We start from the raw sequence: 17,367 nt of genomic DNA, 5'->3' as shown, positions 1-17,367 counted from the left end.
TCTTGACCAAAAGCCCATACCAATTCATGCCCCATCACATATTGTATAGAGAAGAAGGACAGAGGGGGTGTAATTATGGGCTTTGGATATGGCGGATATGGCTGTGGCTACGGTGGTGGTTACGGCGGTGGTTTTGCGCTAATCGTAGTACTATTTATTTTATTAGTTATTATTGGTTGTGCATGTTACAACTAATCCCTTCTACTGAATATAGTAAAAGAGAGTACGAGTGAGCATTCACTCGTACTTTATTTTGATATTGTACCTCACAAACCGTCGATTAAAAGTGGTCACCATCTGGGCAGCAGTTGCATACGATAAAGTATTCCGTACAGAACCGCTTCTTCTCACACAATATGGCGGCTAGAAACAATTTGGTTTCATAAGCTTTATATGCCAAAGGAGGCAATGTAAATGGATAACAATATGTTTAAGAATATTGAAAAGAAAACAGGCGTTAATATGAAGGATATTTTCGAGCTAGCGAACTCCGTGCAAAACGCCAATTTTAAGGATGAACAAACGGTTCGCAATATTGTAAAACGTGTAGCTCAAATTGCAAATAAACCAATTTCAAAACAAAAAGAAGATCAGATTGTCAAAGCACTTGCTAGCAACAACCAATCAATTGATTTTAGTACAATTTCTAAAATGTTGAATGAGAAGAAGAAATAAGTAAAGAGCCGGGATTCCCCGGCTCTTTATTATGAAATGACTAATATGCTTTTAAAAAAGGTTTTAAAAAGCGAGAAGGGTAAGCTGTTTTTCCTCTTCGCGTTTGTAAAACGGATAAGTATAGGGATAGCTTTGCTCGCGTCATGGCTACATAAAGTAAGCGTCTTTCTTCTTCCAATGCACCAACCTCACCGTTTCGGTACGATTCAAGCGCATAGTCATGCGGAATACCCCCGTCTACGTTACCTAAAACATATACGTGCTTATACTCCAGACCCTTAGCACGATGGATGGTTGTTAAATGAACGCTCTCATTAAACTGCTTACTTAAAACCTTCATTTCTTTGTTCATACCAATCATGTGATCTGCGTGTTCAAGCAGTTCTTTGACGGTTGAAAATTTACGTGCAACAACTCTTAAGTCCCGAACGTCATCTGACCCTTTTTCCATGGCATTCCCTTCATTTCCGCGCTTTTTGACAAAGTCATCAAAGCCCATATCTTTTGAAATAGTTTCAATGGCATTAACAGGCGTCATCTTTTTTAAGCTTGAAAACAGCGGAATAATCTTTTTCAACTTCTTTTGTTGAAACGATTTTAAATCCTTTAAATGGCCAAGCGCCTCGACAAATGATACGTCATTTAAAATACTTATTGCCTTTAAATCATTTAAGACATTTTTCTTTAAAAATAATGCCTGAACGATGCTAGTCAGGGATTGATTATCGTTTGGATCTAAGCTAAGGCGTAAAAAAGCAAGCATTGTTTTTACAATCCGACGTTCATAAAATGAATCTGCATCTTGCTCAATGGTAAACGGAAGATTTGACTGTGACAACCGTTCAAAGACCGCACGTGAAGAAGCATGAGTACGATATAAAATGGAAAAGTCAGAAGGAGATGCACCGGCTTGAACTTTCTCTTTTATATCTCGCACAATCATTGTGGCTTCTTCTTCTTCATCATAAGGAAAGAAAAAAGTTGGTATATGATCATGGTGAAACTGTGCTTTCATATTTTTTGGATGTCGCTCTGTATTGCGTTCAACGACCTTATTGGCAGCTGAAACAATTGAATGAGCAGAGCGGTAGTTTTGGTGAAGCGTTACTTTTTTCGTTCCTGGAAAATCTCTTTCGAAATTCAAAATAAAGCTTGGGTCACTGCCACGAAACGCGTAGATGGACTGATCATCGTCACCTACAACGCATAAGTTTTTAGAGTCAGCGCTCAACATTTTCATAATAGCATACTGAACTTTATTAATATCTTGAAATTCATCAATCAGAAAGTATCTGAATCGTTTTTGATAACGAACAAGAAGCTCAGGGTTATCTCTAAGCATTTGATAGCAGCCGTCCAGCATATCATCAAAATCGAATAACCCTTGCTTTTGCTTTGTTTGTTCGTAATGAGTATACAGGTGGTGAACTTGCTCTTCCCACTGGCTAGCAGGGCGAATATCTTTCACACCTAAAAGCGTATTTTTCCAATAGCTAATCTGTTGAATGGCTTGGTCGAATGGAAAATCTTTTTCGTCAAGGTTTATTTCTCGTCCTGCTTCTTTTAAAATTTGTTCCTTTTGCCAATCCCATTTTAACAATCGACTCATTTGCCAAGAATCCGGGGCATGATGAACAACCATCCGCAGAAAAATACTATGGAATGTGCCGACAAGCATCTGCTTAATGATTGATGGTGACATTCCAGGATAAGATGTGAGACGGTTCTTCATTTCTTTTGCTGCTTTTGATGTAAACGTTACGAGCATAATTGAACGCGGATCAATTTTATGCTCTTGGATCATATAAGCAGTACGAGCGGTTAATACTCTCGTTTTTCCACTTCCTGCCCCAGCCAAGATTAAAAGGGGACCTTCAAAGTGAGTAACTGAGCTCCACTGATTTGTATCTAACACGATTTGATGTTCCTGCAATGCATGAGAGTAAGATGATTTCGCTTCTTTCACTTCCGCTTTTGATGCTGAAAAAGCAGGAATTGGCGTGAAAAAAGTGGAATTTTTCCATTGAAGTTCATTTTTCACTTCGCTTTTCCCAATCACTCTGCTTTTTGGAATTCGAAATCCTCCTTGTTCTTCATAGCTTGTACTTGAAGCCAGCACAGGAACGGGTTGTTTTTTGGTGAATGGTTTCATACATTCTGAGCGTTCGTGAGGGGCGTTGCGATGATAAAAATAAGGAGCTTGGTGAATTCCGATTGCAAGATGAACAGTTTCCTTACAATGAGCACAAGTTAATTCATTTCGAATTCCTGCTTCATAGATCATTTGAAACTGACTGCGACCTAATGTGTCGAGTGAAATCGTCTTCCCGTTATGTAGAGCATTTTGCATACAGCTGACCTCCTTTATCGTTTCATTTCTGTTAAAACAGCTAAAAACTATCATACCATATTCAAATGACTATCGAACAGGTAGAGAGTAAAACAACTTGTCTAAGCAAAATGTCGAATATCTTTTGTTCAAACGGGAAAAAGCTTATAAAAGGAGGAGAGGGTATGGGGTATATCTTACCTATTACGCCGTATCAATCGATTCAATATGCACAAAGAAGCCAGCTGAAAACCCACACTTTGCTAACCGTACAATCTGTCCAGCCAATTGTGAGCTTACAAAATAAGCGAAGCTCTACTTTATCTTCTATGAACAACTATACGCACTATCGATCTAGAAAACCTCTACAAGTAATTGAGCAAGATATTCCAAAAGGAACCTATATCAACGAAAAAGCCTAAATATTCTCGAGATGCTAATCTAAAAATAAAGAAGGCGATGCTTTTATTCTGTATTAACAAATGCTAATACTTTTGAATAAAGAGTTCATCGCCTTGTTGCCATTCTGCGTATAATACTTGTTTAACGCTAGGAATTCCTTGTTTTTCGATTTCTTGATGTAACCATTTTTCTGTAAAGCCTGACTCCGTTAAATTTTTAGTCAAAATGCGTCCGTCACTGATAAAGGCAATTGGAAGGGTAGGTTGTGTAACAGGTAATTGTAAATCACCTTTGGTAGGAGTTGCATAGTCCGACTTTAATAAAACGCTCATTGTGCCGTCCGTTTCTAAGATAGCATACGCTACTTCACGAATAGAGAAAGCATTCTTAGAGCGGAGCATGTGCATTAGTTGGTCAATATCTAATCGATTTCGCTGTAGCTCTTTATAAGAAAGCTTACCATTCCGAATAATAATGGAAGGTCGCCCTTCGAGAAACAAACGAAAAGAAATATTTTTTTGTGTAATAACTTCCGTAAAGTAAATGAGTGCACCCCAAACAGTTACAGCAAATGCAATCTTTCCAATCCCTATTTCAGAATCATACAGCGCATTTCCAACCAGTTCACCTAGAACAAGCGCTGAAATAAAGTCGAACGTTGTGAGTTGCGTAATGGTGGCGCGCCCCAGTAATTTCGTTAAAAAAAACAAGCAAACAAAGCCTACAAACAACTCTGAAGCAATTCTGATCAATTCCATTATTTCACCTTGTTTCCATCTTTGTTTATTAGTATGGAAAGATAAATGCTCTTTTATCCAATGAAATTTGACATGAAAAAGCTATGTATATAAAGAGGATTTTTGCTTGTATCTACATCAAAGCGTACCTACCTCTTTTTGCGTCTGTCCTTCCAGGAGAAATAAAATGATTGGACAAAAAAAAGAAAGACAAGAAACCAAAGAGCAAAAGTTTCCCCAATGCCCATTACGCGAAATGGACTTATAGCGTTGTAAAACGCCTCATGAACAGTGAATTGTTGAGAAATATCAATAACCAAGGAGAAGGCTATTAAACAGCTTAACATTAGAAAAGCAATACCTATAATTTTCATCGCTTACACACTCCATTTAAGTAACCTTCCCTTTTTATCTCAATTTATAAAAAGATATAAAATGCAAAATCTCACATAAGAAATCCCTGTAAGGTTAAGATAATAGAAATAAAAAGAAAGGTGTTTCATTTCATGCCTTCGTTCTTTAAGAATCAAAAAAAACAAAAGAATTCGCATACGGCCAATGATTCTAATTCTTGTGTAGAATCTTCTCTAGAAGCAAACCGTCAGTACATCGCACGGAAAATGGGTGACAGTTCGGATATAGTTGTTCGACATTTAAAATTAGGGCTGAATTTGGAGATAGAAGTTGCAATTATTTATATAGAAGGAATTGTAGACAATCAATCTATTCAAGATTCTTTAATTGATTCTATAACCAAAGAGCCAAGCAAAACGAATGTAACTGTAAACAATGCTTTAGATGTGATTTCGAAAAGTATTGTAACTACTGATGATTTATCGGTTATTAATAAGTGGGAAGATGTGTTTTTATCCTTAACAGCAGGTGACACAATTATACTTGTAGATGGAATAAATAAAGTGCTAAGCGCTAGTACTGCTGGGGGAGAAACTCGAGCTATTTCTGAATCAACTACTGAAATGGTTGTTCGTGGGCCAAAGGCTGCATTTACAGAGTCTATAGGAGTAAACCTAGCAATGGTAAGGCGTATTATTAAGAGCCCTGATTTATGGACAGAGTCTTTGAAAATAGGCCGAATAACGAAAACGAAGGTCAATCTAATGTACATAAACGGCGTTGTGAAAGAAGAAATTATTCAAGAAGTACGCAACCGGCTGAAAGAAATCGATATCGACAGTATCCTTGAATCGGGGTATATTGAACAATTTATTGAAGATCAAACATTGACGCCGTTTCCTACTGTTTATAATACGGAAAGACCAGATGTAGTAGCGGGGAATTTATTAGAAGGGCGAATCGCTATCTTTGTGGACGGAACGCCTTTTGTATTAATTGTTCCAGCTGTTTTTACGCAGTTCTTTCAATCTCCAGAAGATTACTATGCTCGCTTTGACATTGCAACATCTATTCGTTTATTACGAATCTTTATGTTTCTTATTTCGCTCATTGCTCCAGCTATTTATGTCGCTGCCACAACTTTTCACCAAGAAATGGTCCCGACAACACTGATTGTAGCGATTGCCGCTCAGCGAGAAGCCGTGCCGTTTCCCGCTTTTGTTGAAGCACTCCTCATGGAATTGACTTTTGAAATCCTACGGGAGGCAGGAATCAGGTTACCAAAAGCAGTTGGATCAGCCGTATCAATTGTAGGAGCACTCGTTATCGGGCAAGCAGCAGTACAAGCAAGTATTGTATCTCCTGCGATGGTTATTGTTGTTTCAATTACAGCTATAGCTAGCTTTGCCACTCCAGCTTTTGATATGGCTATTTCCGCTCGGTTAATTCGGTTTTTATATATGCTAGGTGCAGCAACGTTTGGGTTTTATGGAATTATCTTAGTGCTACTGTTAATGATTGTTCATCTCTGTAGCTTACGTTCATTTGGTATTCCATACATGGCTCCTTTTGCACCGTTTATACCAGGGGACAATCGAGATACAGTTATAAGATTACCGTGGTGGAATTTAAGAAATCGTCCACGACTAGTGAGTGATAATTCAGTTCGAGAAGAAAACGAGAAATCTGGTCCTCCCACAGGTCGGAATATGAAAAGAAATATTTCTCAAGAGGGTGACAACAGTGAATCATAATAAGAGAATTTTTCTATTAATACTTATACTTTTTCTTTTAACAGGCTGTTGGAGCAAAAAAGAATTAACCGACCTGGCTATTGTAGCAGCAATGGGCATTGATAAAACAGAAGATGGTAAATATGATTTAACACTTCAGATCATTAATCCTAGCAACGTAGCTGGAAGCTTTCAAGGAGGAGGAGGTTCTCAAAGTCCCCCCGTTACGGTGTATTCAGCTCAAGGTAATAATTTAGTTGAGGCAAGCAGGCGTGCTTCAACTAAAATCTCAAGACGATTATATTATGCTCATACAAACCTTGTTGTAATTGGGGAGAGGCTTGCAAAGGAAGATGGCGTAAATCTTTTAATTGATGCATTAGATAGAGATCCAGAATTCCGAATTACCTCTACCTTTACAATTGCAAGCAACTCAACAGCTGCAGCTCTTGTCAAAGCATTAACTCCTATTGACAAAATTCCAGCAAATAAAATTTTAAAGACCTTGGAATTTTCCCAAAGGCGGTGGGGAGGAACGATAAAAGCATCACTCCAAGACGTGATGAAAGGTATTCATTCTCCTGGAAAGCAAACCATTGTTTCTGGATTTCGTATAGTTGGTAATGAAGAGCAAGCACAAAAATTAGGGAATTTGGAGGAGAGTGCGCCAGAGGCAACGCTCCGTGCTGCTGGAATTGCAGTTTTGAAGGAAGGGAAGTTAGTAGACTGGTTATACGGAGAAACAGCCAGAGGAACAGTATGGATTCTTGATAAGATTCAAGGTACGGATATTAATATCGATTGGGAAGGCACCAAGGAAGCAATAGCTTATCAAACGGTTCGTCAAAAAACAAACGTATCTTCACAACTAAAAAGCGGTAACCCTCATATGACTGTTCATACTCGTGTGGAAGGGGAGATTGGGGCATTAAATGTACCGATAGATATAACGAATCCAAAGGTTATTAGAGAAATCGAAGAGGCGATTGGGAAAGAAATTAAAAAAGAACTAACGAAAAGCATTGAACATGCGCAGAGCAAAAAAACGGACGTTTTTGGCTTTGGAGAAGTTGTGCATCGTACCAGTCCAAAAAAATGGAAGAAACTAGAGCCTGAGTGGAGCGATGCTTACTTTCCTGAACTAACTGTGGATGTGAAAGTAGAGGCCTATGTTCGTCGCGCTGGATTACGAAATAAATCGTTTCTTTCAGATGTAAAATAGAGATAAAAGGAGGTGCCAATGAAATGGAGAAAGCAAGAATTAGTGCTATTCAGCTCTTCGTCTTAATGGTTCTTTTTCAAATGGGAAGTGCTTTATTGGTACCTCTTGCAATGGATGCTAAGCAAGATGCGTGGTTAGCAATTTTGTTGGGGATGATTGTAAGCTTTGTTCTCTTTTTAGCCTATCATAAAATTTATTGGTACTATCCAAATCTTTTACCTACAGAATACATGCAAGAAATTTTCGGGAAAGTACTTGGAACAGTAGTGGCATTTATATATATCGTTTATTTTATGTATGATGCTGCAAGGGTTCTACGTGATTTTGGTGAAATGCTATTAACGTTTGCTTATCCGGATACGCCTCTATTTATAGCGAATGCTTTATTAATTCTTGTGATTATCTATATGGTTTACAATGGGATTGAAGTCATTGCTCGTTCGGGGGAACTGCTTTTTATCTTTATGTATATTCTTGCTGTTACAGGTTTTATCTTAATTGTAACGTCAGGTTTAATAGATACTACAAATTGGAAACCGGTGTTAGAAGAAGGGCTGTCTCCTGTTTTAAAAGTAGTATTTACCGAAACATTGTATTTTCCATTTGCAGAAGCTGTTGTATTTACAATGATTTTGCCTTATTTAAATAATCCTAGACATGCTAAACGAACGTTGCTAGGGGCAACAGCGCTGAGCGGAATTAATTTAGTTATTACGATGCTGATTAACATAGGCGTACTAGGAGTAGATTTAACTTCTCGTTCGCAGTTTCCACTTCTGACTACTGTTCAAACCATACAGGTAGCCAATTTCTTAGAGCGATTAGATGTATTTTTTATGATTGCAATGGTAACAGGAATCTTTTTGAAAGTAAGCATTTTGTTTTACGCGGCTGTTATAGGTGCATCAAGTTTATTTAACGTTCAATCACCTTCACGCCTTGCCTATCCTTTTGGAATCATTATTTTATTTACATCAATCATGATTGCAAGCAATGTGCAAGAGCATCTTCAAGAAGGGTTAACAACAGTAATGAAGGTTTTACATATTCCTCTTTTTGTAGTCATCCCGCTTTTGCTTCTTTTTGTAGCATTTTTAAGAAATCGAAAGAAAACCTCTAGCAAAAAGGCTTGAAGTAATGCTGACATAAATAAACAACGCGCTGCTTGTAAGCAACGCGCTGTTTGTTGTGACTATAAGAAAATATGTTTTTATAGCTTTTTAACCATTTCCACATGTGGGATACCGGCATCCATAAATTCACCTGACACCGTTACGTACCCGAGCTTTTCATAGAAGCCTTCAGCATGGGTTTGACCATGGAGCTTTAGCTTCGATAAGCCTTTATCCACGGCTAGGCTTTCCATCTTGTTCATGATAAGCTTGCCAACTCCAGCTTGTCGATGTGAAGGCATTACGCAAATACGCTCCATCTTACCATAGCCATCCACCACGCGTAAGCGACCAGCTCCAACTGGTTTTCCCTCATCATACACAACAAGATGAGTTGCTTCTTCTTCGTACTGGTCGATTTCTTCTTCCACATCGACTTGTTGTTCTTCAACGAACACTTTTAGTCTTACATAGTAAGCATCTTCACGCTCGTCTTGTGTTGTTACTACTTTAATTTCCATGGGACTTTATTCCTTTCCAAATCTAAATGTTTCAAAGACCGTCCACGTATCGTTTTCTAATTGGTACATTAAGTGAAAGCGGTCGATAACTTCTTCGTGCGCAACGTCTACTAATTTAAGCTGACTGTATACATCTAGATGCTCATCATCTGAAAGTCTTTGCCCGATAGTGACATGTGGAATAAACGTATGTTCAGTAGGCTGTTCGAGTTGCCCTTCATGTAACATATTGTAAAGAGCCGTTAGTTCAGCTTTTTGTTCAACTTTTAAATAAATCACATTGTTCACAGGAGAGAATGAACTAACTTTGGTTACGTTTAGCGTAAATGGCTTAGCATCTTTTGCAACTTGACGAAGCTGAGTAGCAATATGCTCTATTTCAGTTTCTGAAGCTTCAAATACTTCTTTTACCGTTAAATGTGGTGCAATTAATGAATAATGAGGGTCGTAGCGCTTTCGGTAAGAGTTCGCTACATCTTGCAGTTTTTTTGATGGAAAAAGAACAACGCCAAATTTCATAAAAAATCCCTCCAACATAAATGATTTAAAATATGTATATCATTTGTTTAGTATAACAAATTTTCCGACAATGTGACATCTTTCTAACGAAGCATCATTTCAAGTGAACGTTTAATATCTTTTTGCCAATATTTCCACGTATGATCGCCATCAAATTCATCGTAAAAGACAGCATAGCCTTTAGAATTCATTGCTTCATGAAGCAGTCGGTTCGGCTCTATAAAATTTAATACGCCGTCTGTTGTTGTTTTCACAGCTGTTTCTTGTGTGCCGATAACGTGATAAAAATCAAGCAGAGAAGGAGTTGAGAATTCATTTACGGCTTTTAGTACAGCTTCGTTCACAAACGGTGAGTGCATAATAACGTTGCCGAACGTGTTTGGGTACTGGATAGCTGTTAATAAAGAAACGGTAGCAGCCAACGAATCCCCGATAAGTGTGCGGGTTTTGCCCATCTGATAAGTAGGATACTTCTCATCAAGAAACGGAATAAGCTCATGAGCTAAAAAGCGAATATATGCTTCGTTCTGTGAGCCGTTTGGGTGATATTTTTCACGACGATCAGACGGATCCTTATAAGGGATACCAACAAAAATGGTGCGATCGATGGACGATTCTTTCATAAGCTCATCAATTAAGCGAGGCGCCCGGCCGTACATGACATAATCTTTCCCATCTTGTGCGATAAGCAGTGAGTACTTATACAGCGTTGAATAGTTTGAAGGCAAATACACAAGTAGCGTCACGTCTTCTTGAAGTGACTCGCTGTAAAAAGATAGTTCCTCTAAATGACGTTTGCTTTCTGACATGATATCGACTCCTATACTGATAGTGAATGAAAACGCTACCTTTATTGTAGCATATTTATAAGTAAGTGGGAGAAAGAGAAAGCCATCGTCTGAGCAATTTAGTCAGACAATGGCGTGAATTTCTTCAAAAGAGCTTTCTCTTCTTGATTATTTGGATCAATTTCTCGAACAATATATTCTTCTTCTTGTTCATTAATCACGACGTATTCGTCTTCGTTTTTAATATAGCTGTAAACAGCGTTATTTGAGTAATAACCATTCACGTTATCTAAAATGATACCTTGAGTCTTTTTGTCGTATAAGCGATACGTGCCATCCTCATTAATGATGGAGTAGTGGTTTCCTGCGAAAAACGCAACTTCGTCTTTATTGCTGCTAAATCCTGAAATGAGCAAAAAGATAATTTGACTAATAAAAAACAGTGCTGTGATGACGATTGCAGCTAATAAAATAATTTTCCCAAGCCTTTTCGGCTTATATTCTTCTTCGTGTTGTGCCATGCTGGTGCGTAATCAATACCTAAAGGGATGATTTTACGCTGTCCCTCCTTTTTTGTTTCAATTAATAAAATGATTATACCAATTAATAAGCAGATTCGCATAATTGTGTATGGTAGAAGTCTTAGTGAAAAAGGGTTTTGAGTGGATGTGTAGAACTATTGAAGGTAAGTAGCATGTACATCATTAGACAAAGGAGAGGGAGAAGATGACATCCAAAAAAATCCCAACAAGTAAAGAAGTAACGGCAGCGACGCTGAGTTTATTGGAAGAAAGAGGCGTTTCAGTATTTGATATTGCAGAAATTGTGTATGATCTTCAGCTTCCTTACCACCCAGACTTAACAATTCAGCAGTGTGCAGAAAGCGTTGAGCGTGTCTTGCAAAAACGTGAAATTCAGCATGCGCTTTTAGTCGGTATTGAACTAGATAAATTAGCGGAACAAGGTAAGCTTTCAGAACCTCTTCAAAGCATTGTAGAGCAAGATGAAGGGCTATTCGGCATTGATGAAACCATTGCGTTAGGAGCAGTTCTTACATATGGAAGCATTGCTGTGACGACGTTTGGTTATCTAGATAAGGTAAAAGTAGGCGTAATTAAAAAGTTAGATTGTAAAAAAGAGAATGAGCATAAGGTTCATACATTCTTAGATGATTTAATTGCGAGCGTTGCTTCAAGCGCAGCAAGTCGCTTGGCTCACCGTCAGCGAGATGAACTAGAAAGCTACCAAGAATCTCTGGAGAAACGATAATTATTTCGTGAAAAAAGCGAGAATATGCATCTCGCTTTTTTTGTTAGAGTTTAGTAGAAAGAAGGTGACTAAGAGAGGTGAGGCCAAGGTTCTCGTAAAAGGATTTGGCTTTTTGGTTAAAAGCCCATACGGTTAGCTGCAGCTCACTTGCTCCTTTTTTACGCCCCCATTCTTTCGTTCGATGAAATAGCTTTTTTCCAATTCCGTAATTATGCCACTCTTTTCGAACACCAAAATATTGAATGTAGGCAGTGTACATGAAAGATTGATCGTCAACAGGAGGAGAATATTTTAGCTCAACAACGGAAGCACCGATTATACGACCGTTGTGTTCAGCGACTAGAATTTCAGTGGAGTTATAGTATAGGATGGCCTGATACTGTTCGAAAGAAACGACGACGTGGTCTGTGGTAAATAAAGAGGGTAAAGCGTGGGCGTGAAGCTCTAAAGATTCTTTTAAAACCGCATTAACGCCGTGATAGTCATTTATGCTTGCTGTTCGGTAGACGATTTCCATTTTTCGTTTCACCTGCTTTTTTATCAGTTTACGTTTGACTAATTAAAAGCCCACTTAGCGTGAATACTTATAGCATATGAAAAAAAAGAGGGAATGTTAAAAAGCCTGCGTTATCATATCACAGGCTTTTAAATGCGTGTTTCTGAGATGGCGTCTCGTACTCTTTCTAAAGAGTGCTTTGCTTTCTCCTTATTGGCAATCATAATATTGACGTAAAGAGCATCAATTAAGCTAAGTTGGCCGATTCGAGAAGCGAGGGCTTCAGAACGATATTCCGTTTCCTCAGAGCTTGTATATAGGGCAACGTCTACATTTTGACTAAGAGGTGATTTTGGAAAGCCCGTGATTCCAATCGTTTTCGCACCGTGCTGCTTTGCCGTGTTCAAAATGTTTAACGTATCTTTATTTGTACCTGAATGGGAGATAATGACTGCGACATCATGTTTTGCTAGCTGTGATGCTGACATAAGCTGAAAGTGAGAGTCAATAAACGCAAACACTTCCGTACCCGTTCGAACAAATTTATGGTAAGCATCCATGGCGATAATAGCGGATCCTCCCGTACCGTAAAAGTAAACTTTTTTGGCTTGCTGCAGGAGGTTAGTTGCTTTTTCAATCGCGTCTTTATCTAAAATTTGAAGCGTGTTTTCAAGCGTTCGGATATTTGAACGGAAAATTTTTTCAGCAATGACGCGTTCGTTATCATCCTCATTAATTTCTTCATGGATTTGCTGAATAGGCGTCATAATTTCAGCTGCTAAAGAAATCTTCATAGCTTGATAGCCTTTAAAGCCGATTCGTTTGCAAAAGCGAAAAACCGTCGCATCAGCAACGTTTAGGTTATCAGCAACTTCATTAATCGTGCTATGAATGATATCTTCCGGGTGTTCTAAAATATAATTCGCGATTTTCTTTTCCTTATCGCTAAAGCGAGCATAATGAGACCGAATGTTACCTAAGCAGTTTTGCGTCATAAGCTAATTTCCTTTCAGAATATTTGTAAAGCTAGTATAGCATAGAATAATTAACGAAAAAAATTTTCTTGTAATCGTTTGCGGTTATGAAAAAAATTTCGTATAATAGTGAATAGACAAGAAAATTTTTTTCTGGAGGACATACATCATGAAATTAGGTTTAGTTGGTTTAGGAAAAATGGGTTACAATTTAGCATTAAATTTACGTGACCACAATCACAATGTCGTAGCATTCGACTTAAATAAGGAAGCAGTAACAAAAATGAATGGTGAAGGCGTAGAAGCGTTTGACTCATTAGAGCAAGTAATTGAAAAATTACCATCTCCAAAAGTTGTTTGGGTAATGGTTCCAGCAGGAGGTGCAACAGAACAAACGTTAGCGCAGCTTAAGGGTTTATTAAATGAAGGAGACATTGTCATTGACGGAGGTAACTCTAACTATAAAGAATCTGTACGCCGTGGCAACGACCTGAAAGAAAAAGGTATTTTCTTCTTTGACGTAGGTACAAGCGGTGGTATGGAAGGTGCTCGAAACGGAGCATGTACAATGATTGGTGGAGATAAAGAAGTATTTGGCACAATCGAGCCATTATTCCAAGATATCTGTGTAGAAAACGGCTATTTATATGCTGGTGAATGCGGAAGCGGCCACTACTTAAAAATGGTTCATAATGGTATCGAATACGGCATGATGCAAGCAATTGCTGAAGGATTTGAAGTGCTTGAGAAAAGCCAATTCGACTACGATTATGAAAAGGTAGCGCGCGTTTGGAACAACGGATCAGTTATTCGTTCATGGTTAATGGAACTAACGGAGAATGCGTTCTCTAAAGATCCGAAATTAGATGAAATTAGAGGGGTTATGCAGTCGTCTGGTGAAGGAAAGTGGACGGTTGAAGAAGCGCTTGATTTACAAGCACCAACGCCTGTGATTGCACTATCCTTAATGATGCGCTACCGTTCATTAGAGGAAGATACGTTTACGGGGAAAGTAGTAGCAGCTCTTCGCAATGAGTTCGGAGGACATAGCACAGTTAAGAAATAATCAAACAAGGGGGAAAGCAGCATGAGCACCAAATATGCAATCGGAGTTGATATCGGTACAACAAGCACAAAGTCCGTTCTATTTTCAAAAGATGGAACGGCTCTTTCACGAAAGGGAATTGAGTATCCTTTATATGCACCCGTACCGGATGTAGCAGAGCAAGACCCGGAGGAAATCTTTCAAGCTGTCATTACAACGATTAAAGGTGTGATGAAGGAAAGCGATGTGAATCCGGAAGATATTCTTTGCGTATCGTTTAGCTCTGCGATGCACAGCGTCATCGCAGTAGATGAAAGCGGTAAGCCAATCACAAAGTGTATTACGTGGGCAGACAACAGAAGTGCGAAGTGGGCAGAGAAGATTAAGAATGAGTGGAACGGGCATGAGATTTACCTGCGTACGGGAACACCTATTCATCCAATGTCACCATTAGCAAAGCTGACTTGGCTATCTCATGAGCATACAGATATTGTGAAAAGAGCTCATAAATTCATTTCCATTAAAGAATATGTGTTTCATAAGCTGTTTGGCGAATACGTAGTGGATTATTCAATTGCATCAGCTACAGGTATGTTTAACTTAAAGAGCTTAAACTGGGATGAAGAAGCGTTAAAAGTAAGCGGCGTATCAGCTGAAAAGCTATCAAAGCCGGTATCAACGACGCATTGTATGAAAGGCTTAAATCCAGAGCTTGCAAACGAAATGAACCTTTTACCTACGACTTCATTTATTGTTGGAGCAAGTGACGGAGTGCTTTCAAACCTTGGTGTAAATGCAATCAAACCTGGAGTTGTAGCGGTAACAATTGGAACAAGCGGTGCCATTCGTACCGTAACGGATCGTCCGGTTGTAGATCCAAAAGGCCGTATTTTCTGCTATGCGTTAACAGAAAACCACTGGGTAATTGGTGGCCCGGTCAACAATGGTGGAATGATCTTCAGATGGGCAAAAGAGCAGCTGGGTGCAGCCGAAGTCGAAACGGCTAAGCGCTTAGGGAAAGATCCTTATGAAATGCTAACGGATATTGCAAACACGGTGAAGCCAGGAGCGGATGGCTTGCTGTTCCATCCTTATTTATCTGGAGAAAGAGCGCCGCTTTGGGATGCTAATGCTAGAGGTTCATTCATTGGCCTTGGCTTACATCATAAAAAAGAGCATATGATTCGTGCCGTACTAGAAGGTGTTATTTTTAACCTTTATACAGTTTTATTAGCACTTGAAGAGCTTATTGGTGAGCCAAAGCAAATTCAAGCAACAGGTGGGTTTGCTCGTTCACCGCTATGGCGTCAAATGATGTCTGATATCTTTAATCAAGACGTATCGGTGCCTGAAAGCTTTGAAAGCTCTTGTTTAGGAGCAATTATTTTAGGCATGTACGGTTTAGGAGAAGTCGATTCTCTTGAAGTTGTTTCCGATATGGTAGGAGCAACGCATCATCATAAGCCAATTAAAGAGAATGTTTCTATTTATGAAGAACTAACACCTATCTATATTCGCTTATCTCGTTTACTAGGTGAAGAATATGCGAATATCGCAAGCTTTCAAAAGAAACATGTGGAATAATAAAATCACAAAAAAAGTACCTTTTGGTACTTTTTTTACATTAAAATATTATTTTTTCGAAAATAAGGTTGAATTAAGAAAAATTTTTTCATATAATCTAAGTAATTGATGAAATCGTTTTCGGCTAAAAGATAATTGAAAGCGATGACAAGTTTAATAGTTTGGAAGCTTACAAGGCTTCAATTTATTTAAATGAAAAAAGAAACCGATTACATATCAAACAAGAGAGGCGGAATGAACATGGATACTTATTTATTACTGATGACTTTAGCATCGATTGTAATCGTTATCATAGGGGTTTCAGTATTTAAATGGCATGCGTTTATTAGCTTAACAGTAGCCAGCATCTTCTTAGCGGTTACGTCAGGCTTAGAATTAGATCAAATTGTAAAAGCGTACGAAACAGGAGTGGGCAGTGTACTTGGACACTTAGTTGGAATTTTAGCTCTTGGAACCATCCTTGGTAAATTAATGGCGGACTCCGGAGCAGGTATGCAAGTGGCAGACTTTTTTGTTCGCTCGTTTGGTGCAAAGCGTTTACCGTGGGCGATGCTTATCGCAGGATTCATTATCGGAATTCCCGTTTTCTTTGAAGTTGGTATCTTAATTTTACTACCGCTCGTTATTTCAATTCATAAAACAACAAAACAAAATATCTTATTAATTGCTTTACCAGTTATCGCAGGGTTGTCGATTGTACACGGATTGGTACCACCCCATCCAGGTGCACTAGCTGCCATCAGCATTTATGATGCAAATCTTGGACGTGTTCTTTTATACTCATTAATCGTTGCCATTCCAGCAGCTATTATTGCAGGACCAGTATACGCAAAATGGATTCATAAGCGCGTTGTTCCACAAGGTGAGCCAGAGCTTATTCGCGTAACAACTGTTTCAAAAGAATTACCTGGAACAGGGATTTCATTCTTTGTTATTTTATTACCAGTTTTACTTATGATTTTATCAGCGGTTGCGCCGTACTTACCGTTAGGAAGCAGCCTTGAAAAGCTTCTAGTCTTTATCGGTAGCCCGTTAATCGCACTATTGATTGCGTGCTTTGTCGCTTTCTATTTCTTAGGTATGAAGCAAGGCATGACAAAAGAAACAATTAAAAAGCTATCAGAAGAGTGCTTGCTGCCAGTTGGTTCAATTATTCTAATCATCGGTGCAGGTGGAGGATTTAAAGAAGTTCTAATTGAAAGCGGTGTAGGTACAACAATCGCTCAAATGTCAGAGAATCTTTCACTATCACCACTTGTTCTAGCGTTTATGATTGCAGGGTTAATTCGTATCGCAACCGGTTCAGCAACAGTAGCACTCACAACGGCCGCAGGAATTGTATCACCGGTTATCGAGCATATGTCAGGTGTAAATCTAGAACTTCTTGTTATTGCAACAGGCGCAGGTTCACTGATGTTCTCACACGTTAACGATGCAGGTTTCTGGATGGTAAAGGAATACCTAGGCTTAACGGTAAAAGAAACGTTCCAAACATGGACGGTACTTGAAACATTGCTTTCATTTATTGCGTTCGGTACGGTGCTTATCGTAAACCTAATTGTTTAATTTTGAAGCGCTCTTTCTACATAGGAAGAGCGTTTTTGTGC

Annotated in this window: 19 protein-coding genes; 10 read left to right on the top strand and 9 right to left on the bottom strand. The window is 38.7% G+C overall.

The window, feature by feature from the left end; translation table 11 throughout:
* Window positions 1-75: 75 nt before the first annotated feature.
* Together EPL02_RS06700 and spoVIF are read left to right on the top strand one after the other, a co-directional pair.
* Window positions 76-195 (top strand): YjcZ family sporulation protein, encoded by a 120-nt coding sequence (locus tag EPL02_RS06700; RefSeq protein WP_131887339.1) that lies wholly within the window; start codon window positions 76-78, stop codon window positions 193-195.
* A gap of 219 nt (window positions 196-414) precedes the next feature.
* Window positions 415-675 carry a sporulation-specific transcription regulator SpoVIF gene (gene spoVIF, locus EPL02_RS06695; protein WP_025908120.1) on the top strand — a complete coding sequence of 87 codons (261 nt, stop codon included), beginning with the start codon at window positions 415-417 and terminating at the stop codon, window positions 673-675.
* A 40-nt stretch (window positions 676-715) separates the two neighbouring features.
* On the opposite strand, the gene EPL02_RS06690 is transcribed toward spoVIF, so the two are convergent.
* A complete protein-coding gene (locus EPL02_RS06690; protein WP_131887338.1) occupies window positions 716-3,025 on the bottom strand; it encodes an ATP-dependent helicase in 2,310 nt (769 codons plus the stop codon).
* Between the two features lie 164 nt (window positions 3,026-3,189).
* Between EPL02_RS06690 and EPL02_RS06685 the strand changes: the two genes are divergently transcribed.
* Window positions 3,190-3,426, top strand: a complete 237-nt coding sequence (locus tag EPL02_RS06685) for a hypothetical protein (protein WP_131887337.1) — start codon at window positions 3,190-3,192, stop codon at window positions 3,424-3,426.
* Between the two features lie 63 nt (window positions 3,427-3,489).
* Here EPL02_RS06685 and EPL02_RS06680 read toward each other — a convergent pair whose 3' ends face one another.
* Window positions 3,490-4,167 (bottom strand): DUF421 domain-containing protein, encoded by a 678-nt coding sequence (locus tag EPL02_RS06680; RefSeq protein WP_131887336.1) that lies wholly within the window; start codon window positions 4,165-4,167, stop codon window positions 3,490-3,492.
* 125 nt (window positions 4,168-4,292) lie between these two features.
* A complete protein-coding gene (locus tag EPL02_RS21355; protein ID WP_131887335.1) occupies window positions 4,293-4,517 on the bottom strand; it encodes a YczF family membrane protein in 225 nt (74 codons plus the stop codon).
* Window positions 4,518-4,649: 132 nt separating this feature from the next.
* On the opposite strand from EPL02_RS21355, the gene EPL02_RS06670 reads away from it, so the two are divergent.
* The 3 genes from EPL02_RS06670 to EPL02_RS06660 are packed head-to-tail and all read left to right on the top strand — an operon-like array spanning window position 4,650 to window position 8,585.
* Complete coding sequence (locus tag EPL02_RS06670) at window positions 4,650-6,251, top strand: spore germination protein (protein WP_131887334.1); 1,602 nt, start codon at window positions 4,650-4,652, stop codon at window positions 6,249-6,251.
* Window positions 6,241-7,452, top strand: coding sequence for a Ger(x)C family spore germination protein (locus EPL02_RS06665; protein ID WP_131887333.1), 1,212 nt, complete (start codon window positions 6,241-6,243; stop codon window positions 7,450-7,452). The genes EPL02_RS06670 and EPL02_RS06665 overlap by 11 nt, the downstream gene beginning before the upstream one ends.
* Window positions 7,453-7,475: 23 nt before the next feature.
* Window positions 7,476-8,585, top strand: a complete 1,110-nt coding sequence (locus EPL02_RS06660) for a GerAB/ArcD/ProY family transporter (RefSeq protein ID WP_131887332.1) — start codon at window positions 7,476-7,478, stop codon at window positions 8,583-8,585.
* Window positions 8,586-8,662: 77 nt separating this feature from the next.
* Here the strand turns inward: EPL02_RS06660 and EPL02_RS06655 are convergent, their stop codons facing one another.
* From EPL02_RS06655 to EPL02_RS06640, 4 genes are all read right to left on the bottom strand, one after another.
* A complete protein-coding gene (locus EPL02_RS06655) occupies window positions 8,663-9,085 on the bottom strand; it encodes a GNAT family N-acetyltransferase (RefSeq protein ID WP_131887331.1) in 423 nt (140 codons plus the stop codon).
* Between the two features lie 6 nt (window positions 9,086-9,091).
* Window positions 9,092-9,604 carry a YjcG family protein gene (locus EPL02_RS06650; RefSeq protein ID WP_094913020.1) on the bottom strand — a complete coding sequence of 171 codons (513 nt, stop codon included), beginning with the start codon at window positions 9,602-9,604 and terminating at the stop codon, window positions 9,092-9,094.
* Between the two features lie 83 nt (window positions 9,605-9,687).
* Complete coding sequence (locus EPL02_RS06645; protein WP_131887330.1) at window positions 9,688-10,413, bottom strand: alpha/beta hydrolase; 726 nt, start codon at window positions 10,411-10,413, stop codon at window positions 9,688-9,690.
* Between the two features lie 98 nt (window positions 10,414-10,511).
* Window positions 10,512-10,913: a hypothetical protein gene (locus tag EPL02_RS06640; RefSeq protein WP_131887329.1), complete on the bottom strand. Its 402-nt coding sequence runs from the start codon at window positions 10,911-10,913 to the stop codon at window positions 10,512-10,514.
* A gap of 205 nt (window positions 10,914-11,118) precedes the next feature.
* Between EPL02_RS06640 and EPL02_RS06635 the strand changes: the two genes are divergently transcribed.
* The gene (locus tag EPL02_RS06635) at window positions 11,119-11,661 is read left to right on the top strand and encodes a phosphatidylglycerophosphatase A family protein (RefSeq protein ID WP_094913017.1); all 543 of its coding nucleotides are present in this window, start codon (window positions 11,119-11,121) and stop codon (window positions 11,659-11,661) included.
* A gap of 43 nt (window positions 11,662-11,704) precedes the next feature.
* Here EPL02_RS06635 and EPL02_RS06630 read toward each other — a convergent pair whose 3' ends face one another.
* Both EPL02_RS06630 and EPL02_RS06625 read right to left on the bottom strand, forming a co-directional pair.
* On the bottom strand, window positions 11,705-12,178 hold the full coding sequence (locus EPL02_RS06630; protein ID WP_094913016.1) for a GNAT family N-acetyltransferase: 474 nt from the start codon (window positions 12,176-12,178) through the stop codon (window positions 11,705-11,707).
* A 128-nt stretch (window positions 12,179-12,306) separates the two neighbouring features.
* Window positions 12,307-13,152: a MurR/RpiR family transcriptional regulator gene (locus EPL02_RS06625; protein WP_094913015.1), complete on the bottom strand. Its 846-nt coding sequence runs from the start codon at window positions 13,150-13,152 to the stop codon at window positions 12,307-12,309.
* Window positions 13,153-13,300: 148 nt separating this feature from the next.
* Between EPL02_RS06625 and gnd the strand changes: the two genes are divergently transcribed.
* The 3 genes from gnd (at window position 13,301) to EPL02_RS06610 (ending at window position 17,326) form a co-directional block, all read left to right on the top strand.
* Window positions 13,301-14,197, top strand: a complete 897-nt coding sequence (gene gnd / locus EPL02_RS06620) for a phosphogluconate dehydrogenase (NAD(+)-dependent, decarboxylating) (RefSeq protein WP_131887328.1) — start codon at window positions 13,301-13,303, stop codon at window positions 14,195-14,197.
* Window positions 14,198-14,218: 21 nt separating this feature from the next.
* Window positions 14,219-15,760 (top strand): gluconokinase, encoded by a 1,542-nt coding sequence (gene gntK, locus EPL02_RS06615; RefSeq protein ID WP_131887327.1) that lies wholly within the window; start codon window positions 14,219-14,221, stop codon window positions 15,758-15,760.
* Between the two features lie 240 nt (window positions 15,761-16,000).
* On the top strand, window positions 16,001-17,326 hold the full coding sequence (locus EPL02_RS06610; protein ID WP_131887326.1) for a GntP family permease: 1,326 nt from the start codon (window positions 16,001-16,003) through the stop codon (window positions 17,324-17,326).
* Window positions 17,327-17,367 lie beyond the last annotated feature (41 nt).

It is taken from the genome of Bacillus sp. CBEL-1 (genome assembly GCF_004348885.1).
Taxonomy (GTDB): Bacteria; Bacillota; Bacilli; order Bacillales; family Bacillaceae_H; genus Priestia; species Priestia aryabhattai_A.
This window is presented reverse-complemented; position numbering and strand designations above follow the sequence as displayed.

Bases quoted from the DNA above. Each gene is read 5' to 3' on its own strand.
- EPL02_RS06670 (WP_131887334.1), top strand. From the start codon at position 4,650: ATGCCTTCGTTCTTTAAGAATCAAAAAAAACAAAAGAATTCGCATACG.
- EPL02_RS06655 (WP_131887331.1), bottom strand. From the start codon at position 9,085: ATGGAAATTAAAGTAGTAACAACACAAGACGAGCGTGAAGATGCTTAC.
- EPL02_RS06685 (WP_131887337.1), top strand. From the start codon at position 3,190: ATGGGGTATATCTTACCTATTACGCCGTATCAATCGATTCAATATGCA.
- EPL02_RS06650 (WP_094913020.1), bottom strand. From the start codon at position 9,604: ATGAAATTTGGCGTTGTTCTTTTTCCATCAAAAAAACTGCAAGATGTA.
- EPL02_RS06630 (WP_094913016.1), bottom strand. From the start codon at position 12,178: ATGGAAATCGTCTACCGAACAGCAAGCATAAATGACTATCACGGCGTT.
- gntK (WP_131887327.1), top strand. From the start codon at position 14,219: ATGAGCACCAAATATGCAATCGGAGTTGATATCGGTACAACAAGCACA.
- EPL02_RS06645 (WP_131887330.1), bottom strand. From the start codon at position 10,413: ATGTCAGAAAGCAAACGTCATTTAGAGGAACTATCTTTTTACAGCGAG.
- gnd (WP_131887328.1), top strand. From the start codon at position 13,301: ATGAAATTAGGTTTAGTTGGTTTAGGAAAAATGGGTTACAATTTAGCA.
- EPL02_RS06640 (WP_131887329.1), bottom strand. From the start codon at position 10,913: ATGGCACAACACGAAGAAGAATATAAGCCGAAAAGGCTTGGGAAAATT.
- EPL02_RS06625 (WP_094913015.1), bottom strand. From the start codon at position 13,152: ATGACGCAAAACTGCTTAGGTAACATTCGGTCTCATTATGCTCGCTTT.
- spoVIF (WP_025908120.1), top strand. From the start codon at position 415: ATGGATAACAATATGTTTAAGAATATTGAAAAGAAAACAGGCGTTAAT.
- EPL02_RS21355 (WP_131887335.1), bottom strand. From the start codon at position 4,517: ATGAAAATTATAGGTATTGCTTTTCTAATGTTAAGCTGTTTAATAGCC.
- EPL02_RS06635 (WP_094913017.1), top strand. From the start codon at position 11,119: ATGACATCCAAAAAAATCCCAACAAGTAAAGAAGTAACGGCAGCGACG.
- EPL02_RS06700 (WP_131887339.1), top strand. From the start codon at position 76: ATGGGCTTTGGATATGGCGGATATGGCTGTGGCTACGGTGGTGGTTAC.
- EPL02_RS06690 (WP_131887338.1), bottom strand. From the start codon at position 3,025: ATGCAAAATGCTCTACATAACGGGAAGACGATTTCACTCGACACATTA.
- EPL02_RS06610 (WP_131887326.1), top strand. From the start codon at position 16,001: ATGGATACTTATTTATTACTGATGACTTTAGCATCGATTGTAATCGTT.
- EPL02_RS06660 (WP_131887332.1), top strand. From the start codon at position 7,476: ATGGAGAAAGCAAGAATTAGTGCTATTCAGCTCTTCGTCTTAATGGTT.